The sequence below is a fragment of the Eggerthella lenta DSM 2243 genome (assembly GCF_000024265.1).
In the GTDB taxonomy this organism is placed as follows: domain Bacteria; phylum Actinomycetota; class Coriobacteriia; order Coriobacteriales; family Eggerthellaceae; genus Eggerthella; species Eggerthella lenta.
This window is the reverse complement of record NC_013204.1, coordinates 484,409-502,720: the sequence shown is the minus strand read 5'-3', so window position 1 is coordinate 502,720 and position 18,312 is coordinate 484,409. Positions and strand designations below refer to the sequence as shown.

At 63.0% G+C, this 18,312-nt stretch carries 16 protein-coding genes; 6 read left to right on the top strand and 10 right to left on the bottom strand.

The genetic code is table 11. The annotated features are described in order from the left end of the window. The first annotated feature begins 111 nt into the window (after nt 1-111). The 4 genes from ELEN_RS01990 (at nt 112) to ELEN_RS01975 (ending at nt 3,892) form a co-directional block, all read left to right on the top strand. Complete coding sequence (locus ELEN_RS01990) at nt 112-1,701, top strand: helix-turn-helix transcriptional regulator (RefSeq protein WP_015759958.1); 1,590 nt, start codon at nt 112-114, stop codon at nt 1,699-1,701. Nucleotides 1,702-1,827: 126 nt separating this feature from the next. Continuing rightward, on the top strand, nt 1,828-2,283 hold the full coding sequence (locus tag ELEN_RS01985; RefSeq protein ID WP_009305994.1) for an Hsp20/alpha crystallin family protein: 456 nt from the start codon (nt 1,828-1,830) through the stop codon (nt 2,281-2,283). Nucleotides 2,284-2,482: 199 nt separating this feature from the next. Then, the gene (locus ELEN_RS01980) at nt 2,483-3,229 is read left to right on the top strand and encodes an NAD-dependent protein deacylase (RefSeq protein ID WP_015759957.1); all 747 of its coding nucleotides are present in this window, start codon (nt 2,483-2,485) and stop codon (nt 3,227-3,229) included. A 45-nt stretch (nt 3,230-3,274) separates the two neighbouring features. After that, nucleotides 3,275-3,892 (top strand): NUDIX hydrolase, encoded by a 618-nt coding sequence (locus ELEN_RS01975; protein WP_015759956.1) that lies wholly within the window; start codon nt 3,275-3,277, stop codon nt 3,890-3,892. A 30-nt stretch (nt 3,893-3,922) separates the two neighbouring features. On the opposite strand, the gene ELEN_RS01970 is transcribed toward ELEN_RS01975, so the two are convergent. The 6 genes from ELEN_RS01970 to ELEN_RS01945 form a co-directional block, all read right to left on the bottom strand. After that, nucleotides 3,923-4,468: a cysteine hydrolase family protein gene (locus ELEN_RS01970; protein ID WP_015759955.1), complete on the bottom strand. Its 546-nt coding sequence runs from the start codon at nt 4,466-4,468 to the stop codon at nt 3,923-3,925. Continuing rightward, nucleotides 4,465-5,742, bottom strand: a complete 1,278-nt coding sequence (locus tag ELEN_RS01965) for an HD-GYP domain-containing protein (RefSeq protein WP_009608177.1) — start codon at nt 5,740-5,742, stop codon at nt 4,465-4,467. Before ELEN_RS01965 ends, ELEN_RS01970 begins: the two co-directional genes overlap by 4 nt. 83 nt (nt 5,743-5,825) lie before the next feature. Then, nucleotides 5,826-6,386, bottom strand: a complete 561-nt coding sequence (locus ELEN_RS01960) for an NAD(P)H-dependent oxidoreductase (protein ID WP_009305984.1) — start codon at nt 6,384-6,386, stop codon at nt 5,826-5,828. Nucleotides 6,387-6,399: 13 nt separating this feature from the next. Next, nucleotides 6,400-7,482, bottom strand: a complete 1,083-nt coding sequence (locus ELEN_RS01955) for a C40 family peptidase (RefSeq protein ID WP_009305983.1) — start codon at nt 7,480-7,482, stop codon at nt 6,400-6,402. Nucleotides 7,483-7,681: 199 nt separating this feature from the next. After that, nucleotides 7,682-8,359 (bottom strand): TetR/AcrR family transcriptional regulator, encoded by a 678-nt coding sequence (locus tag ELEN_RS01950; protein WP_009305982.1) that lies wholly within the window; start codon nt 8,357-8,359, stop codon nt 7,682-7,684. A gap of 75 nt (nt 8,360-8,434) precedes the next feature. Beyond that, a complete protein-coding gene (locus ELEN_RS01945; protein WP_015759953.1) occupies nt 8,435-9,397 on the bottom strand; it encodes a DUF5692 family protein in 963 nt (320 codons plus the stop codon). A 216-nt stretch (nt 9,398-9,613) separates the two neighbouring features. Between ELEN_RS01945 and ELEN_RS01940 the strand changes: the two genes are divergently transcribed. Continuing rightward, nucleotides 9,614-10,585, top strand: coding sequence for a hypothetical protein (locus tag ELEN_RS01940; protein ID WP_009305980.1), 972 nt, complete (start codon nt 9,614-9,616; stop codon nt 10,583-10,585). Between the two features lie 451 nt (nt 10,586-11,036). Here ELEN_RS01940 and ELEN_RS01935 read toward each other — a convergent pair whose 3' ends face one another. The 3 genes from ELEN_RS01935 to ELEN_RS01925 form a co-directional block, all read right to left on the bottom strand. Next, nucleotides 11,037-11,339 carry a YerC/YecD family TrpR-related protein gene (locus ELEN_RS01935; protein ID WP_009305977.1) on the bottom strand — a complete coding sequence of 101 codons (303 nt, stop codon included), beginning with the start codon at nt 11,337-11,339 and terminating at the stop codon, nt 11,037-11,039. 1 nt (nt 11,340) lies between these two features. Then, the gene (gene cimA / locus ELEN_RS01930) at nt 11,341-12,924 is read right to left on the bottom strand and encodes a citramalate synthase (RefSeq protein ID WP_015759952.1); all 1,584 of its coding nucleotides are present in this window, start codon (nt 12,922-12,924) and stop codon (nt 11,341-11,343) included. Nucleotides 12,925-13,012: 88 nt separating this feature from the next. After that, a complete protein-coding gene (locus ELEN_RS01925) occupies nt 13,013-13,936 on the bottom strand; it encodes a branched-chain amino acid transaminase (protein ID WP_015759951.1) in 924 nt (307 codons plus the stop codon). A 291-nt stretch (nt 13,937-14,227) separates the two neighbouring features. Here ELEN_RS01925 and ELEN_RS01920 point away from each other — a divergent pair, with 291 nt between their 5' ends. Next, nucleotides 14,228-15,616, top strand: a complete 1,389-nt coding sequence (locus ELEN_RS01920; protein ID WP_158539333.1) for a helix-turn-helix domain-containing protein — start codon at nt 14,228-14,230, stop codon at nt 15,614-15,616. A gap of 614 nt (nt 15,617-16,230) precedes the next feature. Here ELEN_RS01920 and ELEN_RS01915 read toward each other — a convergent pair. After that, nucleotides 16,231-18,120 carry a carbohydrate-binding domain-containing protein gene (locus ELEN_RS01915; RefSeq protein ID WP_256998778.1) on the bottom strand — a complete coding sequence of 630 codons (1,890 nt, stop codon included), beginning with the start codon at nt 18,118-18,120 and terminating at the stop codon, nt 16,231-16,233. Nucleotides 18,121-18,312 lie beyond the last annotated feature (192 nt).

Sequence of the window (18,312 nt, the reverse complement as noted above, 5' to 3'; positions counted from 1 at the left end):
GCGCGCCGGGTTTTCGCCTATCGTGAGAATCGTATATAATGGCCAGCTGTTCAGAGGACTTTCGAATATCTGCTCGCAACCGCGCCGGGAAGAGAAACAGGGGGATCGATCATGGAAACACCCGCCGGCGTGCGCGTCAACCGCAGCGCAGTTCTTGCCTCCTTGGGACTAAGCACGAACCTGCTCTGGTGCACGCTGGCCGGGCATACCGGAGGGTTCCCCTCCTCCCTGCACGACCTCGATCCCGCCGTCAATCCGCGTATCTTCTTCCTGCTGGGCATACTCATCGTGGGAGTTGCGTTCGCAGTAGGCCCCCGATGGCTCCGCGAACGCGACCAACCTTTCTCCTACGTTCTACCGCTTGCATCCTCGATAGGCACCGCGAGTTTCGCCCTCGCCTCCAATCAAAGCCTCTTCGACCCTATTTTCCTTGCCATCGCCGGCCTGATCATGTTCGGCGCGGGCTATTTCTGGATCGCCTCGCGATTCTATTTGCTGCTAGCCAGAACGCAGACTTTCGCCTGCACCGCTTGGTGCATCGTGGCGGCATTGGGTATGGAAACGCTCGTGCTTCCCATCGCCCGCTATGCGGTGCCTCCCGTCTGGCAGATCGCCGTCACCATCGCGCTGCCGCTCGTTTTCGCCGCGCTATTCAAAGCCGCCCGGAGCTCTGCGCCTACCGAATCCGCCCAGAATATAACCCGGCGCGCCGACCTCCCCGGAGCAAGGATGGAAGCGCTCGCGGCTCAACCTCGGCGCGCCGTGCTGCCGGCGGGAAGAGAGGGTCGAAGAAGCCTGCTGGTGCTTATCGCTGCAGCTGCGCTGCTGCTTGCGACCGTACGGTCGTTCAGTTCGATCGGATTATGGGGCAGCGAGGCCGTCGCAGCGCAAGGGATCGCGGCAGAGGTCGTCTTCTCCCTCGTCTCAACAGCGTTTCTTGCCCTCTTCGCACTCGCCACGCTGGTGAAGATAACCGGATGGCGCCTCGATTTGAGGTTTCAGCCAGCGTTCATCATCGTCATCGGCGGTCTGTTTCTCGTGGTGTCCCAAAACGCCGCCCCGGGGATACCCGCCGCCCTGCTGGACGCCCTTATGCGGCTGGACGACTCGTGTGCGCACGTGCTGTTCTGGATCGTCGTGGTCACCGCCATCGATGCGCTCACCATGCCCTCGTACCGAGTGATGGGCGTTGCAGCAGCCGTCTACGCGCTCAGCTCCGTGCTGTGGGTCGCCTTGCTGGGCAGCGGAGTGGCTTTCAGCAGCATGATCATGCTGGGCGCCGCGTACTCCCTCACGATCGCCGCCATTCTCAGCGAGTGGATCGGGGCAAGGCGCCTGGAGTCGACGGAGAAGGAAAGCGCAGCGGGCAATCCCGAACCCACGACTGCGCACCCTTCAAGCGGCGATCTCACGGGAGAGCACGTATCACGCGCCATCGCGGTTCGATGCGAAGACATCGCCGTCGCGAACAAGCTTTCGCCCCGCGAAACGGAGATATTCATCCTCCTCGCTCAGGGAAGAACGCGAACCCTCATCCAGGAAGAACTGGTGCTTGCCGAGAACACGGTGAAAACGCACATCGCCCACATCTACGCGAAACTCGGCATCGGCAATCGTCAGGAGATGATGGACCTCGTCTTAGGCGCCACCGAAGAGGCCGGCCGCGCGGCAAGCCCCCACTCCTACATAACGAAAAAGTAACCATTTAGCACTCTCGGTTGTAGAGTGCTAAAACGCGTCGTAGAATACCAGGCATACCAAGCAAGGCGGCGTTTCGGCGCACCCGGAACCACCGCCTCCCCGCACGACTAGAGGAGATGATCGAACATGGCAATGATGGTACCCATGCGCAGGAACCGCAACCTGTTGAGCGAGCTGATGACCGACCCCTTCGACGCGTTCTTCAACGCCGCCTCGGCTCCCATGCAGAAGATGTCGCCCACGCTCATGCGCACCGACATCAAGGAGACCGACGCAGGATTCGAGCTGACCATCGACCTGCCGGGCTTCAAGAAGGACGACGTCCAGGCCGAGCTGAAGGACGGCTACCTCACCATCACGGCGCAGACCCAGTCCGAGTCCGAGGACAAGGACGAAGAGGGCACGTACGTCCGCAAGGAGCGCTTCAGCGGCAAGTGCAGCCGCACGTTCTACGTGGGCGACGACATCGAGGAAGACGACATCAAGGCGAAGTTCGAGGACGGCGTGCTGAAGATCGCCGTGCCGAAGAAGCAGGAGCAGCCCAAGCTCGAGGAGAAGAAGACCATCTCCATCGAGGGTTAATCCTTCGCGAAACGCAAGCGCACCGGAAGGCGGCCACCGTGGCCGCCTTCCTTGTTTTCACCCAAAGGCACGCTTCGTCGTCTGCGCTCGGGATGACAGGCGTTCAAGAGCAAAACAGGCCGATCAGAACGCATGTTTCACGTGAAACATCCGGACGCAAGAAGCGTGGTATCATGGGTCGAAACCGACAGGAGGAGCTATGGACGAAACCGTGCGCGCTATCGAAACGTTCCGCAGCTGGGTGGCCGACACGCCGCCGGGCGGCCTGGTGTTCTTCGGCGGCGCAGGCGTGTCCACCGAGAGCGGCATCCCCGATTTCCGCAGCCCGGACGGCCTGTACGCGCAGAAGTACCCCTATCCTCCCGAGCAGATGGTCAGCCGCAGCTTCTTCGACGCCAACCCCAGCGCGTTCTTCGACTTCTACTGCGACCGCATGCTGGCGCTCGACGCGCAGCCGAACCGCACGCATCGCAAGCTGGCCGAACTCGAGCAAGCGGGCACGCTGGCCGCCGTGGTGACGCAGAACATCGACGGCCTCCATCAAAAAGCGGGCAGCAAGAACGTGCTCGAACTGCACGGCAGCGTGCTGCGCAACTTCTGCATGGCGTGCGGCGCAGCCTACTCGGTAGACAACCTGCTGGCCCTTCGCGCGCAGTCCGACGACAGCGTGCCGCGATGCCCCGCCTGCGGCGGCATCGTCAAACCCGACGTCGTGCTGTACGAGGAGCCCCTGAACGAACGCACGGTGCACGGCGCCGTGAATGCCATCGCGCAGGCCGACCTGCTGGTGGTGGCGGGAACGTCGCTGGCCGTGTACCCGGCGGCCGGCCTCATCGACTTCTTCACAGGGCGCCGCCTCGTCATCGTCAACCGCACCCCCACCCCGCGCGACCGCCAAGCCGACCTCTGCATCGCCGCCAACGTCGGCGACGTCTTCGACTTCTAAGCGCTCGCGCGCCGCCTATCAGCACCCAAGAACAGGAGCTTTCCCATGCAAGCCGTTCCCCAGCTTTCCAACATCCGCCAGGTTTCCGACGGATGGATCAAGAAGTACGTGCTGGCCTACACTATGCCCGACGGCTCGACGTACGAATACGAAAGCGCGTCGCGCAAGAGCCTCGACGCCTACCGCGCCGAGCTGGAAGGCAATGCCGCAGGTCGGGCGTGCGCGGCCGACGCCGTGTGCATCGTGCCGCAAACCGCGACGGGCGAGCTGCTGCTCATCCGCGAGTTCCGCTATCCTCTGAACAGCTGGTGCATCGCGTTCCCGGCCGGTCTCATGGAGCCGGGCGAGGACCTCGCAACCTGCGTCGACCGCGAACTGCGCGAGGAGACGGGCTACGCCCTGCGCACCGACGCCGACGCCGACGCGCCCGCGCTCGACCCGCTGCCGCAAGCGGGTTACTCGTCCACCGGCCTCACGGATGAAACCGTGCACGTAGTGTTCGCCCAGGTGGAGAAGGTGGCCGACGCGCAGCCTGAGCCGGCGGAGTTCATCGAGCCGTTCTTGCTGCCCATCGCCGACGTCCCCCGTTTCCTCGCGGAGAACGAAACCCCCATCGGCATCCGCGCCCAGCTCGTGCTGGAAGCCTTCGCCCGCCGCCGCTAGCCGAACCGGGCTCAGGCCTTCAACAGGCCGCTAGGCCGCCGAAACCCGGTTGGTCACTTGGACCTGCAGGCCCTCCAGCACGTCGAGGGCCTTCTCGTTGAGGGAGTCGTCGAACGAAGCGGTGCAGGCGGCGTCCACGATGACGGGCACCTCGGGGCAGGCCGCTTTCGCCAGCACGGCGTTCGAGATCACGCAGATGTTGGACACGAGGCCCACCAGCTCGATGCTCTTGAACGGCGGCTGCGCTGCGCGCAACCATTCGAACAAGTCTGCCGAACCGAACGAAGGCTTCTCGAACACCTCGTCCGTCGGACGGATGAGCTCGGCGATGCGCCCGTACAGCGCGTGTCCGGGCGCGCCCTCGATGCAGTGCTCCACCGGCAGGTTGCGCCCTTCCTGGGTTTCCAAATAGTCGCAACGATGCGTGTCGAACGTGAACGCGATCACGTCGGCCGCGCTGCGGTACTCTTCGATTTTCGCGGCTATGGGCTCCTCCAGAAGCTCGGCACCGGGAAAGCCCAGCGATCCGTCCACGAAATCGTTCTGATAGTCCACTACGATCAACAGGCGCTTCATGCGCTTCTCCCCTCGTTTTCAGCTTGCCACCTTTTCAGTTTTCCCAGCATCAGCGCATAAGCGCTCTGCACGCGCTCATACGCGGCAGCCACTGGCTGGCACGCTGCGGCGACCGACAACATGATGGCATCGTAGTCGCGCGTCATGGTCTCGACCACGATGCAATCGATCTTGCCGGTCTCGACGTGCCAGGCCAGCAGCTCGAGCACCTTCTCCTTAGGATACGCCTTCTTGTAGCTACGCGTGCCCACGAGCGCGCTCACGATGTCGGCCACGGCTATGATGCGGTCGGGCATGGACAATTCAGCCGCATGAAGACCGCGCGGATATCCCGATCCGTCGAGTTTCTCGTGATGGCGGGCAGCCGCCTGCAACAGCACGGGCTCTATGCAACCCTCGAGAATATCCTCGGTCAGCTCCACGTGCGTCCGCATGACCTTCATTTCCTCGTCATCGAGCTTCCCCGGCTTCTCCAAAATGGACAGCGGAATGCCGATTTTGCCCACATCGTGCACAAGCGCGCTCGTGTACACGCGAGCAGCCGCGCGCTGGTCGCCGATCAGGCGCAACGCCAACTCATAGGCAACCCATGCCGTGGTCACCGTATGGGTGACGGTATGCCGGCTGCGAAAATCGATGACATGCACGAGCATGTCGAGGAACGAAGACGCCGAACCGGTACCGTCCGGATCGTCCACGATATGCGAGCGGTCAGGCTGTTTCACACCGCTCCTCAGACGAGCGAGCACGTCGAAACGCCGCTGCGCCTCGAAAAACAGGGCGACCGCCTCGGGCGAGAACGCGCCAGGTCGCGATGCAGCCAGCAGACGCTCTACCTCGACGACATCCGCTTGAGGACGCTCCAGCAGCAACACGTCCACCCGGTCGGCCACATGCACGGCCCCGGCCAGGAATTTTACGTACGGATCTTGGTCGGTGAACCGATCGTAAGGCAGGTGGTGGTACAGGATCACGTCCGCATAGGCGCCGAGCGGCGTAAGCTCTTTGAAGAACAGATATCCGTAAAACGAGTGCTCCCACACGCTTTCCGTTTCAAACGCCACCATACGGTCGATTTCCTCCGTGCGATAGGCGCCTACATCGTGCAGCAACGCCACGAGGTACGCTGCGCGGCGCTGCGTTGGATCGGTCACGCCCTTCGCTTCCAGCATGGCATCGAGCACCGCGGCCACCCGCAACCCGTGGTCGACAAGTCGAGGATCCACGCAGTTGAGAGCGCGCTGCACCATAATGGATACCGCGATGATGGACAAGCCGTCATCGAACCCCTCTGGATGCGAAAATCGGGACCGACGAGAAACCGTCGGTCCCCCTGCATAGGTTTTGCCGGACTCGCTCAATCGAGTTTCGCCATCTGGGCGCGAGCCTTGTCCATCTGCTCCTGGACGTCGATGCCCACGATGTCCAGCCCCTCGGCCGCCACGAAGCGGACTTCGGGAATGCCGAACATCTTGGCGATGCCAACGATGTACTCGTAACCGAAGTTTGCACCCTCTACGAAGCCGCCGCACGTGGTGATGTACGTGATGCGCTTCGCTTTGCAGATGCCCTCGCAGCGCGCGTCCTCGGTGTAATGGAACGTCAACTCGCACACGCTGACATGTTCAAGGTACGTTTTAAACGCAGCCGGAAACGAAAGATCCCAGTACGGCACACCGATGACGATGTCGTCGGCTTCCGCGAACTGGCGCGATAGGCTGAAAATGGGATCGTCCCACTCCCCTGCCCTCTGCTTCTCCGTACGGTACGCCACACGATCGGCGTCGAACGGCTTGAGATCGAGCGCCGCAACGTCAACCTCCACGACGTCGTCGAAGCGCTCCAGGTATTCGCGGCACAGCGCGAGCGTGCGCGATGCCTCGCCGCGCATGCACGCGTTCACAAACAGCGTGGTCACTTGGTTCTCCTTCTTATGCGAATCGGAGCGCATGCGTAAACCCGGCCCAGCTCAGCGGATCGGTATCGCGCACGCGCGCGCCAAACGTGGGGGCGTGAACGTAGTGCGTGCCCCCGGCATTGCAGGCGATGCCAGCATGTCCGTTGTACCCGTCGCCGTAGCTGATCCACAGCACATCGCCGGGTTGCGCTTCGGAGACCGGCAAACGCGCGGCGGCGGCATAGTACATCGACTCGGTCTGATGGGGCACCGAAATACCCACTTGAGCGTATGCCCACGTCACCAATCCGGAGCAGTCGAATTCGTTCGGACCGGCGGCACCCCACACGTAGGGGCAGCCGATGCGCGACAGCGCGTAGTCCACCACCGAGCCCTGGGACGGGATGGACGCGCTCGGCGTGCTGTAGGCGTACGTGCGCTTGACCTCGGCTGCCGCAGCGGCAGCTTCGGCAGCACGTGCCGCTTCCTGTTCCTGGACCAGCAGCGCCTGAGCCTCGGCGTCAAGCTGTTGCAGCGTGGCTTCCAGCGTTTGGATGGTCTGCTCTGCCTCAGCTTTGATGCGCGCCGCCTCTTCGGCTTTTTCGGCAGCGATACGCTCTTGCTTTTCGAGTTCGATCTTCGCCGCCTCCACCTCGGCGCGCAGGTCTTTCGTCTGCTGCACCATCGCGGCATCGTTGTCGTTGATATCGTTCAGCAAATCCCAGCTTGTGGCGAATTCCTCGAACGTCGTGGCTCCCAAGATGACGTCGAGCGCCGTGGTCTGGCCGCTGCGATACATACTGCGCGCCCGCTTGCTCAGCTTGTCCTGCAACTCGGCGATCTGGGCGTTCGCTTCGTCGATGCGCGCCTGGGCGTCGGCAACGGCTTGGACGGCCGCTTCGTGCTCGTCGAGCGCTTTGTAATAGTTCTCACCGGCGATGGTCAGCTGCTCCTGCATCTCGTTGATGCGAGCGCGAACGGAATCGGCCTCGGCGAACTTGTCTGCGGACGTGGGCTCGGCAAAAGCGAGCGTCGGCCGCAACAGCGTGGCCGCACCCAGGGCAGCCGCGCCAAATATAAACGTGCGGCGATCGAGGCCGCGCGTGAAATCAGTCATGCAAAACCTCCTCGAATCCGCCGCGTATGCCTCATGCTTGACTCTCATGCTCGTATTTTGACGATTCGGCACCGCAGCGAACAACGAATTCGCAACAACTATAGCACGACCGGGTAACGGTCACGCGATCTCCACGCGCTGAACGTAGTCGCAGATGAATACACGATTTTGGCGTCATCTAAAAGAACAGGGGAGGTGCCTAAACCGATGCGCTGTCCTGCCGCTTGGCCGAGACATCCAGCGCAAGCGGCTCCATGTCGAGGTGCAGCGTCTGCTCCACCACCTTCATGAGAGCCTCGTCGCTGATGTCGGGGTCGATCTTCACGAGGCCTACCAGCCCGAAGATCACCACGCAGAACATCTCGTATACGAATTCGATCTCGACCTGATGGTACTCGGCGTATTCGACCAGCACCCGACCGCTCAGGCAATCCACCGTCTCGCGCACCGCGCGCACGTCGAAGGCGTCGCGCACGCCCAGCTCCTCCAACACGCGAATCATGGGCCGAAGCCCGTTCGCGTCGTACAGTGCACGGCGAAACGCCGCGATGCACGACCGCAGCGACCCTGCCGTGTCGCCGAACACGCGCGACTCGTTCCACACGAGCACGCTTTCCACGAGGTCCTCCACATAATCGTCGATGACCGCATCGATGACGGCTTGCTTGTTCTCGAAGTAGTAGTACACCAGCTCGCGCGTGACGTTCGCCTCGGCGGCGATGTCCTTCACCGTGGTCTTCCCCACCCCGCGCCGTTCGAACAACGTGCGCGCCGCCAGCATGATCTCGCCCGCCGGGCCGCCGAGCCTCCTGCTTTCGACCGCAGAACGCTCGCGCCCCGGCGGGCGGATTCCCTGATTCTCTTTGTCGAGCCGCATCGCGCCCTCCTGCGTTCAGGCGCGCATGGACGCCGCGCGCAACGATTACGCTTGGCGTCCATTATACGGGGTTCTCTAGCGGTTTGCCTCTTCGAGCTCCTGATACGACTTCGTGTCGGCGTACAGCTCGTCCTTGAGCGGGTTCAACTTGAGCTTGCGGATCTTACGGAACTGGTACGCCGCCAACGCCACGTTCGACGCAAGCGCCAGGAAGCTGACCGCGAAGAACGCCGTAGGGTTGTGCGTGGTGGGAATGGGCGCCAGCACATCGGCGAACTGCGGAACGGTCATCACGAACATGATCCACAGCGCCAGCGTCTGCGCGCGATGCTGCAACCAGGCGCCCTTCTTGATGAAGAACGTGGGGATAGTGCACGCCAGCAGCAGCGCGAGGCCGGCGTAGGCCGAGTGGTCGGAGATGCAGTTGTACGTATAGGCGAAGTTCCACAGGTCGTAGGCGATGATCCACGCCCAGATCATGTCGGGCCAGATCATGTCCTTCGACGAATCCTTCGAGATGAAGATGCCGAACCAGCCGCAGATGGTGACGATGTTGAGGATACCGGCAATGCCGTTCATGATGTTCCAGGGACCCGACATAGTCCACAGGTTCTCGACCACGCCGCCTTGCCACAGGCCGAAGCTGAACACCTGGAAGTCGCGAACGACGGCCTCGGCGATGTTGACGGCCAGGATGAGCGGCGGAAAGCACAGCGCCCAGCGCTTCTCGTACAGGTGGTGCGTCGTGCCGTCCGCGCCGCGCCACTTCACGAAGCGCAGCGCCATGAAGCCCAAGCAGCCGGCAAGTGCCGAATATGTCTTCACCCAGTTGAACCACGTGCCCGTGCCGTACTCGTTGCCGGGAGCCGCCGTGGTGGGCCACACGAAGACGGTCAGCACGATGGGAACAACCGCGAACAGCGCGATGCCTGCCCACAGCGACGTGCGTCCCAACTCGTTGAACGCCATAAGCGCGAACAAAATGAACAGCCAAATGACCCAGTACAGCGGGTCGGCCGCTTGGTACAGAATACCCATGATGAAGCCCCCTTCGCTCCCTCGTTTCCCGCCGTTGCCTGGCGGCAGTTCGGACACATGGCCCTCGTCCCATCGACGACGCACAGCGCCTTGAAGCGAGTATACGAAGCTCGGGCGTGGAAGTCTTTCACATCAAGAGGTCGTTTGTGAAAGAAGCGGCACCACCCCCGATGATAGACTGACAATAATAGCGCTACCTGGGGAAAGGGGTTTCTCATGACCGTGCCCGTCTGGATCACTCCCATATCGATGGTCGTGTACACCGTGCTGCTCATGCTGCTGACCGAGTTCATGCGACGGCACTATCGAACGTCCATGTGGGTGTGGGTGGTGTCGCTCGTCACCATTCCGCTATGGATCATCAACATCCCCGGAGACGATTGGTTCCGGTGGGCGAAAAACCTCTCCGTCATCCTGCCGCTCATCTTCGCAGGTCTGGGCCGCATCGCCGCCGTGCAGCAGAAGGACACGCCGTTCTGGCGGCTCATGCGTAAACGCTGGGTGCGCTGGACGCTGTACGGCATCGTGTTCTGCAACATTGCCGAGGCCACGCTGCGCGACATGCAGATGGGCAACATGATGAACGCGCTGGCCGGCTTCATCCTGTGCGTCACCATGCCGTTCGGCGACAAGTACTGGAAGTACGACACGTCCAGCCACGGCGAGATCCTGTCCTACACTGTCCCCATGTGGAACTTCCTGTACACCACGTGGAACGCGTGCTTCGTGTACGCCGAAGGACACGAGTTCTTCGCGTCCACCTGCTGCATCCTGGCTGCGGCCGAGCTGTACCCCATCATCATGCGCCGTCCCGAGCTGTACATCACCGGGCGCATCTACACGCTGGGCGCGCACCTCTTGCTGCGCAGCTGCTTCCCGCTGCTGTTCCCCACCATCATGAACTCGGCTGCATGGTTCAGCCCCGACGTGATGTACTGGTGGGGCATGGCGAACGGCATCATCGGCATCCCGTTCGTGTTCTGGTACTGCTACCAGCTGAGCTCGGGGAAGGCGCCCGTGACGTTTAGGCGCGGCAAGGCGCGCACAGCCTACATCGAGGGCCGTGCGAACGGGACGATCGACGAGTACGGCGATCCCGTGGCGCTGCCGGCGAGCGGGTCGAGCGACGGAAGCGCCGCGAAACCGCCCGCAAGGCCGGACGAGGACGCGGCGCCCGTCGCCGGGTGACGCGAGCCATTCCGCGCGCCGCAAGGTTCCATGTCATGGACGCAAAACGGCACCCATGACAATCCGACGCAGCAATCCCATGTCGTGGGCGCAAACGGGCACCCATGACAATCCGGGAGGGCGAAACGGCAGCCGCCCTCGCAGAGCAACTAGAGAAACCCCAGGTGACAGAAAATCCTTCCGCCGCCTGGGGCTCTTTTCTGCTCGCATAATTGTCATGGGTGCCCGTTTGCGCCCAGACGCAGAATTCCGAAGCCGGGACGACGGCGAGGAGGGAGAGATTCCGCGCCCCAGCTTCGGAAAAGAGTGGATTTACGCCTTCAGGAACTCCGCAACGTTGTTCGCAGCCTCGCGGCCCGAGTTCACCTGGTTGCCGAACGCGTGAGGCAATCCGTGGCGGGAACCGGGCAGAATCGAGCTTGCGGCAGGATTCCGGAAGCACGCGACCGCGCTAGCGGCGCTTCTTCTCGGCGTCGTCCAGGACGTTCAGAGCGGCGTTGTAGCCGCCGGCACCGTAGCTCAGGCACTTCGACACGCGGGCAATGGTGGTGGCCGACGCGCCGGTGGCCTCTTCGATGGCGGAGTAGGACTTGCCGGCATCCAACTGGCGCGCAACGGCCAGGCGCTGGGACGTTTCCTTGATCTCGCGAATGGTGAACAAGTCCTCCAGCAGGGAGAAGATCACGTCTTCGTCGTCGAGCGCCGCGAACACGCGCAGGAGATCTTCGACTTCGGGCGTTCTGAGATCGCTCATGCTACTCCCCAATCCGCATCAGGCCGTACTCGATGGAGTCGACCAGCGCATTCCATGATGCTTCGATGATGTTCTCCGACACGCCCACCGTGCCCCAGCTGCCGCGCTTGTCACGCGTGGTGATGACGACTCGCGTGATGGCGTCGGTGCCCACGTTCTCGTCGAGGATGCGCACCTTGTAGTCCACCAGTTCGATGTCGGCCACCTCAGGATAGAACGCCACGATGGCCATGCGCAGCGCGTTGTCCAGCGCGCCGACAGGACCCGCGCCCTCGCCCGTGGCCACGAAGCGCTGGTCGCCCACGTGGATCTTGATGGTGGCTTCCGACATGGCGTCCTTCGCCAGCGCGCCGGTGTCCTCGTGGTCGTCCACGATGACGCGGAAGCTCTCCAGCGTGAAGTGCGGCCGGTACGCGCCGAGATGCCATTGCAGCAGCAGCGCAAGCGACCCGTCGGCCACCTCGTAGGAGTAGCCCACCGCTTCGCGGCGCTTGATGTCGTCCAGGATCTCCTGCGTCTTGTCGGGGTGCTGGGCCAGATCGATGCCCAAGTTCTTCGCCTTCGCGATGAGCGATGCCTTGCCGGCCAGCTCGCTGACCAGCATGCGCTGCGTGTTGCCCACCGCCTCGGGACGCGTGTGCTCGTAGGCCTCGGGGAAGCGCGCGATGGCGCTGGCGTGCAGGCCGCCCTTGTGCGCGAACGCCGACGCGCCCGTGTAGGGATGATGGTTCGGCACCGACAGGTTGCACGTTTCGGCCACGAACTGCGCCACGCTGGTCAGGTCGCGCAGCCGCTCCTCGCCCACGCACGTGCAGCCCATCTTCAGCTCGAGGTCGGCGATGACGGTGAGCAGGTCGGTATTGCCCACGCGTTCGCCGAACCCGTTCACCGTGCCCTGCACCTGGGTTACGCCGGCGCGCACAGCGGCAAGCGAGTTCGCCACAGCGCAGCCCGAATCGTTGTGGCAATGGATGCCCAGCTGCTGGCCGGGCAGCTCGCGCGCGACCGCGGCCACGACGGCATCCACCTCGTGAGGCAGCGCGCCGCCGTTCGTCTCGCATAGGTCGATGGAGTCGGCGCCCGCCTCGCTTGCCGCGCGCACGCAGGCCATCGCGTAGTCGGCGTTCGCCTTGTAGCCGTCGAAGAAGTGTTCGGCGTCGAACACCACCGTGAGACCCTGCGCCTTGAGGTAGGCCACGGAATCGCGGATCATGCGCAGGTTCTCGTCGAGCGTGGTCAGCAGCGCGCGCGTGACCTGCTCGTCCCACGTTTTGCCCACGATGGTGACCACCGGGGCGCCGCTGGCCACGAGGTCGGCCAGCCCGCGGTCGTCCTCGGCGGCGACGTCCTTCTTGCACGTTGAGCCGAACGCCACGATGCGCGCATGCTTAAGCGGCATCTCCTGCACGCGCTGGAAGAACGCGATGTCTTTCGGGTTCGATGCCGGAAACCCGCCCTCGATGAAATCGACGCCGAACGCGTCCAAGCGCTCGACAATGCGCAGCTTGTCCTCAAGCGACAACGTGATGCCCTCGCACTGCTCTCCGTCTCGCAGCGTGCTGTCATACGTGAGGATTCGATTCACAGAGGCGCTCCTTCGCTCAAAAAGCGAAGCCCTCCGGCCGGCCGCAAGCAGCGGACGGTGGGGGCTTCGCGACATACCAACCTATGACTTAGATCTCAGTCAGCCATTCCGAGTACTCTTCGATGTTGCCATAGCACACGGCGAAGAAACGATCCTGCAGCAAGCGAGTGATCTCGCCCGGCTTGCCCACCACACGGCCGTCGACGCTGCCGATGGGCGTGAGCTCGGCGGCGGAGCCGGTCATGAACACCTCGTCGGCGATGTAGAGGTCGCTGCGCGTGAGGCTTTCCTCGATGGCGGGGATCTCCAGGTCGTCGGCCAGGCACAGCACCGTGTCGCGCGTGATGCCCTCCAGCAGTCCGTCGGACAGCGGCGGCGTGGACAAGATGCCGTCGCGCACGACGAAGAGGTTCTCGCCGGTGCCCTCACACACGAGCCCCGCCTCGTTCAGCATGATGGCCTCAACATAGCCGTGCTCTTTCGCCTCGAGCTTAGCCAGGATAGAGTTCATGTAGGAAGCGGTGGCTTTAACCGCAGGCGGAATGGAGTTGTTCGTACGCTGGCGCCACGACGACACGCCCACGGCCACGCCGTTGTCGAGCGCACCGTCTCCCAGGTAGGTGTCCCACGGCCACACGGCGATAGCCACGTCGGTGGGGGCGCCGGTGGGATCGACGCCCATCACGCCGTAGCCGCGGTACACGATCGGACGGATGTAGCACGACGGCAGCTTGTTCTTGCGGATAAGCTCGATCGTCGCGTCGCACAGTTCGTCCACCGAGTACGGCAGGTCGATCAGAGAGATCTTGCAGCTGCGATGCAGGCGCTCCATATGGTCGCGCAGACGGAAGACGTAGCTCTTCTTCGTCTCGGGATTCTGGTAGCAGCGGATGCCCTCGAACACGCCGGAGCCGTAATGCAGCGAGTGGGACAAGACATGCGTGGTAGCCTCGGCCCAGGGGATCATCTCCCCGTTCTTCCAGATGTAATCCACTTCGGTGATGTCTGCCATGTTCGCATCCCTTCTTGCATGGCGCCCGGCCCCAGCCTGACGTGCGGGTTCGTTCCTTATTCGTTCGCCCATTGTACTCCAATCGGCTAAAGCGCGCGAAGCTTTCCGGCGAAGGGTCACCGATTCGACGAAAGGAGCAAATCCTTCGGGACAAAACCGCGCAAGTGTTCCATACGACCGTCAGGCACCTCCAGAAAATGTTCCGATTAAGGAATATTTTTTCTACAGCATCTGAGAATTATTTATTCTTTGTTTGGTATAATTTTAGGAAATGAACGGATGGGAGGAGCCATGTACACGACCAAGGAAGCGGCGCAGCGTTTGGGCATCAGCATGAGGCGCGTGAACGCGCTTATAGCGTCTGGAGATCTCGAGGCCCAGCGGTTCGGACGATCTTGGATGCTTGACGAGCGCTCCGTCCACGAGCGAGCCGAGCGGGGCAGAACCGCAGGCCGCCCGAAGATGAACGAGAAGAACGAGCGCAACCTCGCCCCGTTCACGCTGATGAATCGCAACCATCCGGTGCTCGATTTCGTGTACAACCGACGCACGCGCGAAACGGCCGATATCGTGCCGCGCGAAGGAATCGCCTGGAAGCCATTAGGCATCGGCCTTCGAGAGCGAACGCCGAACCGATACGATTTAGCTGCATGGATCGCCTCACGCTCCATTCCCGATATGCGTCCGAACCTCGCCCCCGTGTTGCGCGAGCTGGCAGCCCGACATGGCATCGACCTCATGTTCGATTCCTGGGGACTCAATCTGTCCGATCAGTATTGGTTCAAGCCCGTTGATATCGACGTGGACTGGCATGACGTCAATTACTTCGAAAACGGTTACGAAGAAGCACTGGGCGAAACCTTGCTCGGCGGCTCTGCCCCTGCAGGAACCTCGACCGCCCGCATAACCCACTCGCCCGACACCGCCACGCCTGGCATGCTGTCGAAGACATGGATTCACCGCGACGGAACGAACCTCCTGGTGAAAAGCGGAACGGGCAACGAGAACCGCGAGCCGTACAACGAGCTGTTGGCAACCAAGCTGCTCGCACGGCTCCTGGACGACGAAGACTTCGTTGCCTACTCACTGACCGAACGGCACGGGCGCGCCTACTCGACGTGCCCAACCTTCGTAACGTCCGAAACCGAGCTCATCCCCGCAGCCGACGTGCTTACCGCCTTCGGAGTGACGGAGGGGCGCGACCTCCATCGCGGATACCTTGAAGCCGGGCAAGCGCTGGGCGTGTCGAACCTCGGACGCGCCGTGAGCAAGATGATCGTTGCCGACCATCTTATGGCGAACTTCGACCGCCATACGCACAATTTCGGTTTGATGCGCGAGGTGGAAACCCTCGATCGGTATCGGGTGGCACCCCTGTTCGACAACGGATGCGGGTTTTACAGCCGCGCGACCACGGACGAGCTGGAGCATGGGCGCTACTTGTGGGAGGCCCATCCGTTTCGCCCCTATCCTTCTCAGCAGCTGGCGCTCGTGGAGGACCTGTCGTGGTACGATTCGTCCTCACTCGACGGGTTCCTCGATGACATAGCTGACGTGTTGAGTCTCAACGCCCAGCTTGACGAGCGCTTCATCGAAGCCGTCCAACGTCAGACCGCCAAGCAGATAGAAACGGTGAACGATCTGGCCGCAGAACGCCGGCTGCTGTTTCCCGGACGATAACGCTTCCGCAAGGAGATCGGAACCATGAGGCGAAGCCCAGGATGCGGATGCATGGTCGGAACCTGCAAGCCCGCTTCGACGCCCTTGCAGGTTCCGATCGTAAGATTATCGCGGAATAGGCCTACGTCTTGCTCATGGCATCTTCGACGGCGGCGATAATCGCCTTGCTGGTGGTGGCCCGAAACCACATCGAATCGATCACGCAACAGATATGCGCGAAGCCATGATGTTCGAAGGCTAACCCACGGGATTTCCGAAATCCCGCACTACTAGAGATGAGCCAGCGATATGCGATAACGCAGACAAAGAGCCAGCTGTTCCTGAATTTCACACACCTGCGAACGACAAATGCAATCGGCTACCAACGGTTCGACCTTGAAAAATCTGGCACAAATTTACGGGTTGGGCAGAAGCGATTGGGGAAATTGGGCGGAGACGTTTTCGCGACCAGGCGTTTTGCTATTGCTTGCGATTCACGGCCTTACTCTTTCTGCAAAATCTGTGCCATACCCGTAAATTCGTGCCAGAATCGAGGAGGCAGACCGACGACCTCGCGCCAAAAACGGCGACCTCGACGAACACTCCGTCGGGGCCGCCGCTGGAACGGGTGCTGGCTACGCCGCCGCTCCGCCGCCGAAGCCGCTACCCGCGCCGCCGCGCATGCCGCGCTGGACGTCGCCGCCTTGGCCGGCGGGCATACCGCCGCCTCCTGCGCCGAGGCCGCCCATGCCGCCGGATGCGGTGGTTGACGCGGCGATCTCGGTGGTGGAGCCGCCCTCCACCGTGCCGGAGTCGGTGTAGCCGTCGGCGTTCGCGCCGGTCACGGTGCCTCCGATGACCAGCGAATACGTGCCGCCTTCGACGAACGCGGGGCTGGTGGCCAGCACCATGCCGAACTGCTTGGCCGCCGTGAACGAGGCGACCACCGTGCCGTCGGAGTCTACGACGGCCACGTTCTGGCCGGCCGAGCCGCTGACCGCGGCGAACGCGAAAGGCTGCTCTCCGCTGGTGAAGTTCTGCGCCATGCCGTTGGAACCCACCATGAGCACCGTTCCGCCGGTCACCGTCGCCGTCAGATCGTAGTCGAACGCTCCGTCGCCGTTGCTCGTGGGGCCGCAGACCAGCAGCACGCCGCCCGTGATCTCCACCGAGCCGTTGCTGTCCACGCCGTCCCCTTGAGCATCGAGCACGGTGTAGCCGCCGTTGATCTGGATGAGGCAGTTTTCGTCGCCCATGCCCATGCCGCCCGCGCCGCCTTCGGCGAATGCATTGTCGGGCGCGCCGCCGTTGAGCTCGCGCTCGTTGGCGCCCTCGCCGTTTCGCTGCGGAGCGCCGGACGGCGGCGTGCCGCCCGTGGCATCGGGAGTCTCCGCGCCTTCGGGCAGTTCGGGAGCCTCGCCGTCCATGCCGTTCACCCCGTCCGGAGGCGTCATCCCGTCGGGAGCACCTTCAGGCGCCTCCATGCCGTCGGGCAGCGTCCCGCCCTCGGAGCCGGGCGCCTCGGCCGACGCATCGGCCGCAGCGTCGGCACCGTCGTCGCCGAGATCGGCGACAGCCGCATTGATGGCGTCGTCGCTGGCCACGATATGGGTGTCGCCGCCGTTGATGTACAGCTTCTCAGCTTCGTAGCCCTCGTAGCACGCCTTCACGTTCACCGTGCCGTCGTCGATAACGAGCTTCGTCTCGGCATGGAAGGCATCGTCGCCCGCTTCGATATCGAGCGCGCCGCCCGCCAGCAGGCCCTCGAGGTTGGAGTGCAGCGCGTCGTCCACCGCAGCGATGGAGATGTCGCCACCCGCGATACGCAGGTAGGTTTGCGCATGGATGCCGTCGTCGCCGGCCTCGATGACGAACGTGCCGCCGTCGATGGACACGAATCCCTTCGTGGCTTTCGTATCCTTGTTCGACTTGATGCCGTCGCCGCCTGCGATCAGCGTGAAGTCGCCGTCCGCGATCTTGACGCAGTCGCGTCCGCGCAGCGCGTCTTCCACCGCGTTCACCACATAGGTGCCGCCCGTGATCACAAGGTCGTCCTTCGAGCACACCGCATGGCGGTACGCGCTGGTCACCGTCAAGGCTCCCGTTCCGTTCAACGTGAGGTCGGCACGGCTGAACAGCGTGGCGTACGGCTCGTCGGAGCCGTCTTCGAGCACGTATTCCGCGCCGTCGGTGAGCGCGTTCTGCGTCCCGTCGGCCAGCGTGATGAAGCACTTGTCGGCCTGCTTCACGTACACGGCGGGCCCGTCCTCGTTGTGGATGGTCGCGCCCGCAAGGACGATCTGCACCTTCGCGTCCTCAGGCGCTTCCACCGCCAGCTGCCCGTCGTCGAGCGAACCCGACACGACGTAGACGCCTTCGGTAGAGATGGTCACTGTAGAGCCGTCAACTGTCGCGCCATCGCCCTCTACGCTCGCCGACCCTCCGCCCAACACGATATGCACGGCGGAAGCATCGTCGTAAGAAGCATCCGCATCGCGCTTGCTGTAGTCGAGATCGAGCGCCAACGCGTCGAAAGCCGCCGCAACCTCGGCAAACGAAGCAGCCTCGCCAGAGTCGGAAGCAGACCCGGAAGAGTCCGACCCCCCACCCCCATCAACGGCCGCCCCAGCAGCCGACCCCCCGCCCCCCAGATCCGACGAACACCCCGCCAATCCGCAGGTCAGCATCACTGCGAACAGTCCGGCTATCAGGGCATC

What these genes read in the sequence shown, in the direction of transcription:
- ELEN_RS01990 (WP_015759958.1), top strand. Translation starts at nt 112, where the DNA reads ATGGAAACACCCGCCGGCGTGCGCGTCAACCGCAGCGCAGTTCTTGCC.
- ELEN_RS01980 (WP_015759957.1), top strand. Translation starts at nt 2,483, where the DNA reads ATGGACGAAACCGTGCGCGCTATCGAAACGTTCCGCAGCTGGGTGGCC.
- ELEN_RS01940 (WP_009305980.1), top strand. Translation starts at nt 9,614, where the DNA reads ATGACCGTGCCCGTCTGGATCACTCCCATATCGATGGTCGTGTACACC.
- ELEN_RS01945 (WP_015759953.1), bottom strand. Translation starts at nt 9,397, where the DNA reads ATGGGTATTCTGTACCAAGCGGCCGACCCGCTGTACTGGGTCATTTGG.
- ELEN_RS01925 (WP_015759951.1), bottom strand. Translation starts at nt 13,936, where the DNA reads ATGGCAGACATCACCGAAGTGGATTACATCTGGAAGAACGGGGAGATG.
- ELEN_RS01975 (WP_015759956.1), top strand. Translation starts at nt 3,275, where the DNA reads ATGCAAGCCGTTCCCCAGCTTTCCAACATCCGCCAGGTTTCCGACGGA.
- ELEN_RS01950 (WP_009305982.1), bottom strand. Translation starts at nt 8,359, where the DNA reads ATGCGGCTCGACAAAGAGAATCAGGGAATCCGCCCGCCGGGGCGCGAG.
- ELEN_RS01955 (WP_009305983.1), bottom strand. Translation starts at nt 7,482, where the DNA reads ATGACTGATTTCACGCGCGGCCTCGATCGCCGCACGTTTATATTTGGC.
- ELEN_RS01985 (WP_009305994.1), top strand. Translation starts at nt 1,828, where the DNA reads ATGGCAATGATGGTACCCATGCGCAGGAACCGCAACCTGTTGAGCGAG.
- ELEN_RS01920 (WP_158539333.1), top strand. Translation starts at nt 14,228, where the DNA reads ATGTACACGACCAAGGAAGCGGCGCAGCGTTTGGGCATCAGCATGAGG.
- ELEN_RS01970 (WP_015759955.1), bottom strand. Translation starts at nt 4,468, where the DNA reads ATGAAGCGCCTGTTGATCGTAGTGGACTATCAGAACGATTTCGTGGAC.
- ELEN_RS01935 (WP_009305977.1), bottom strand. Translation starts at nt 11,339, where the DNA reads ATGAGCGATCTCAGAACGCCCGAAGTCGAAGATCTCCTGCGCGTGTTC.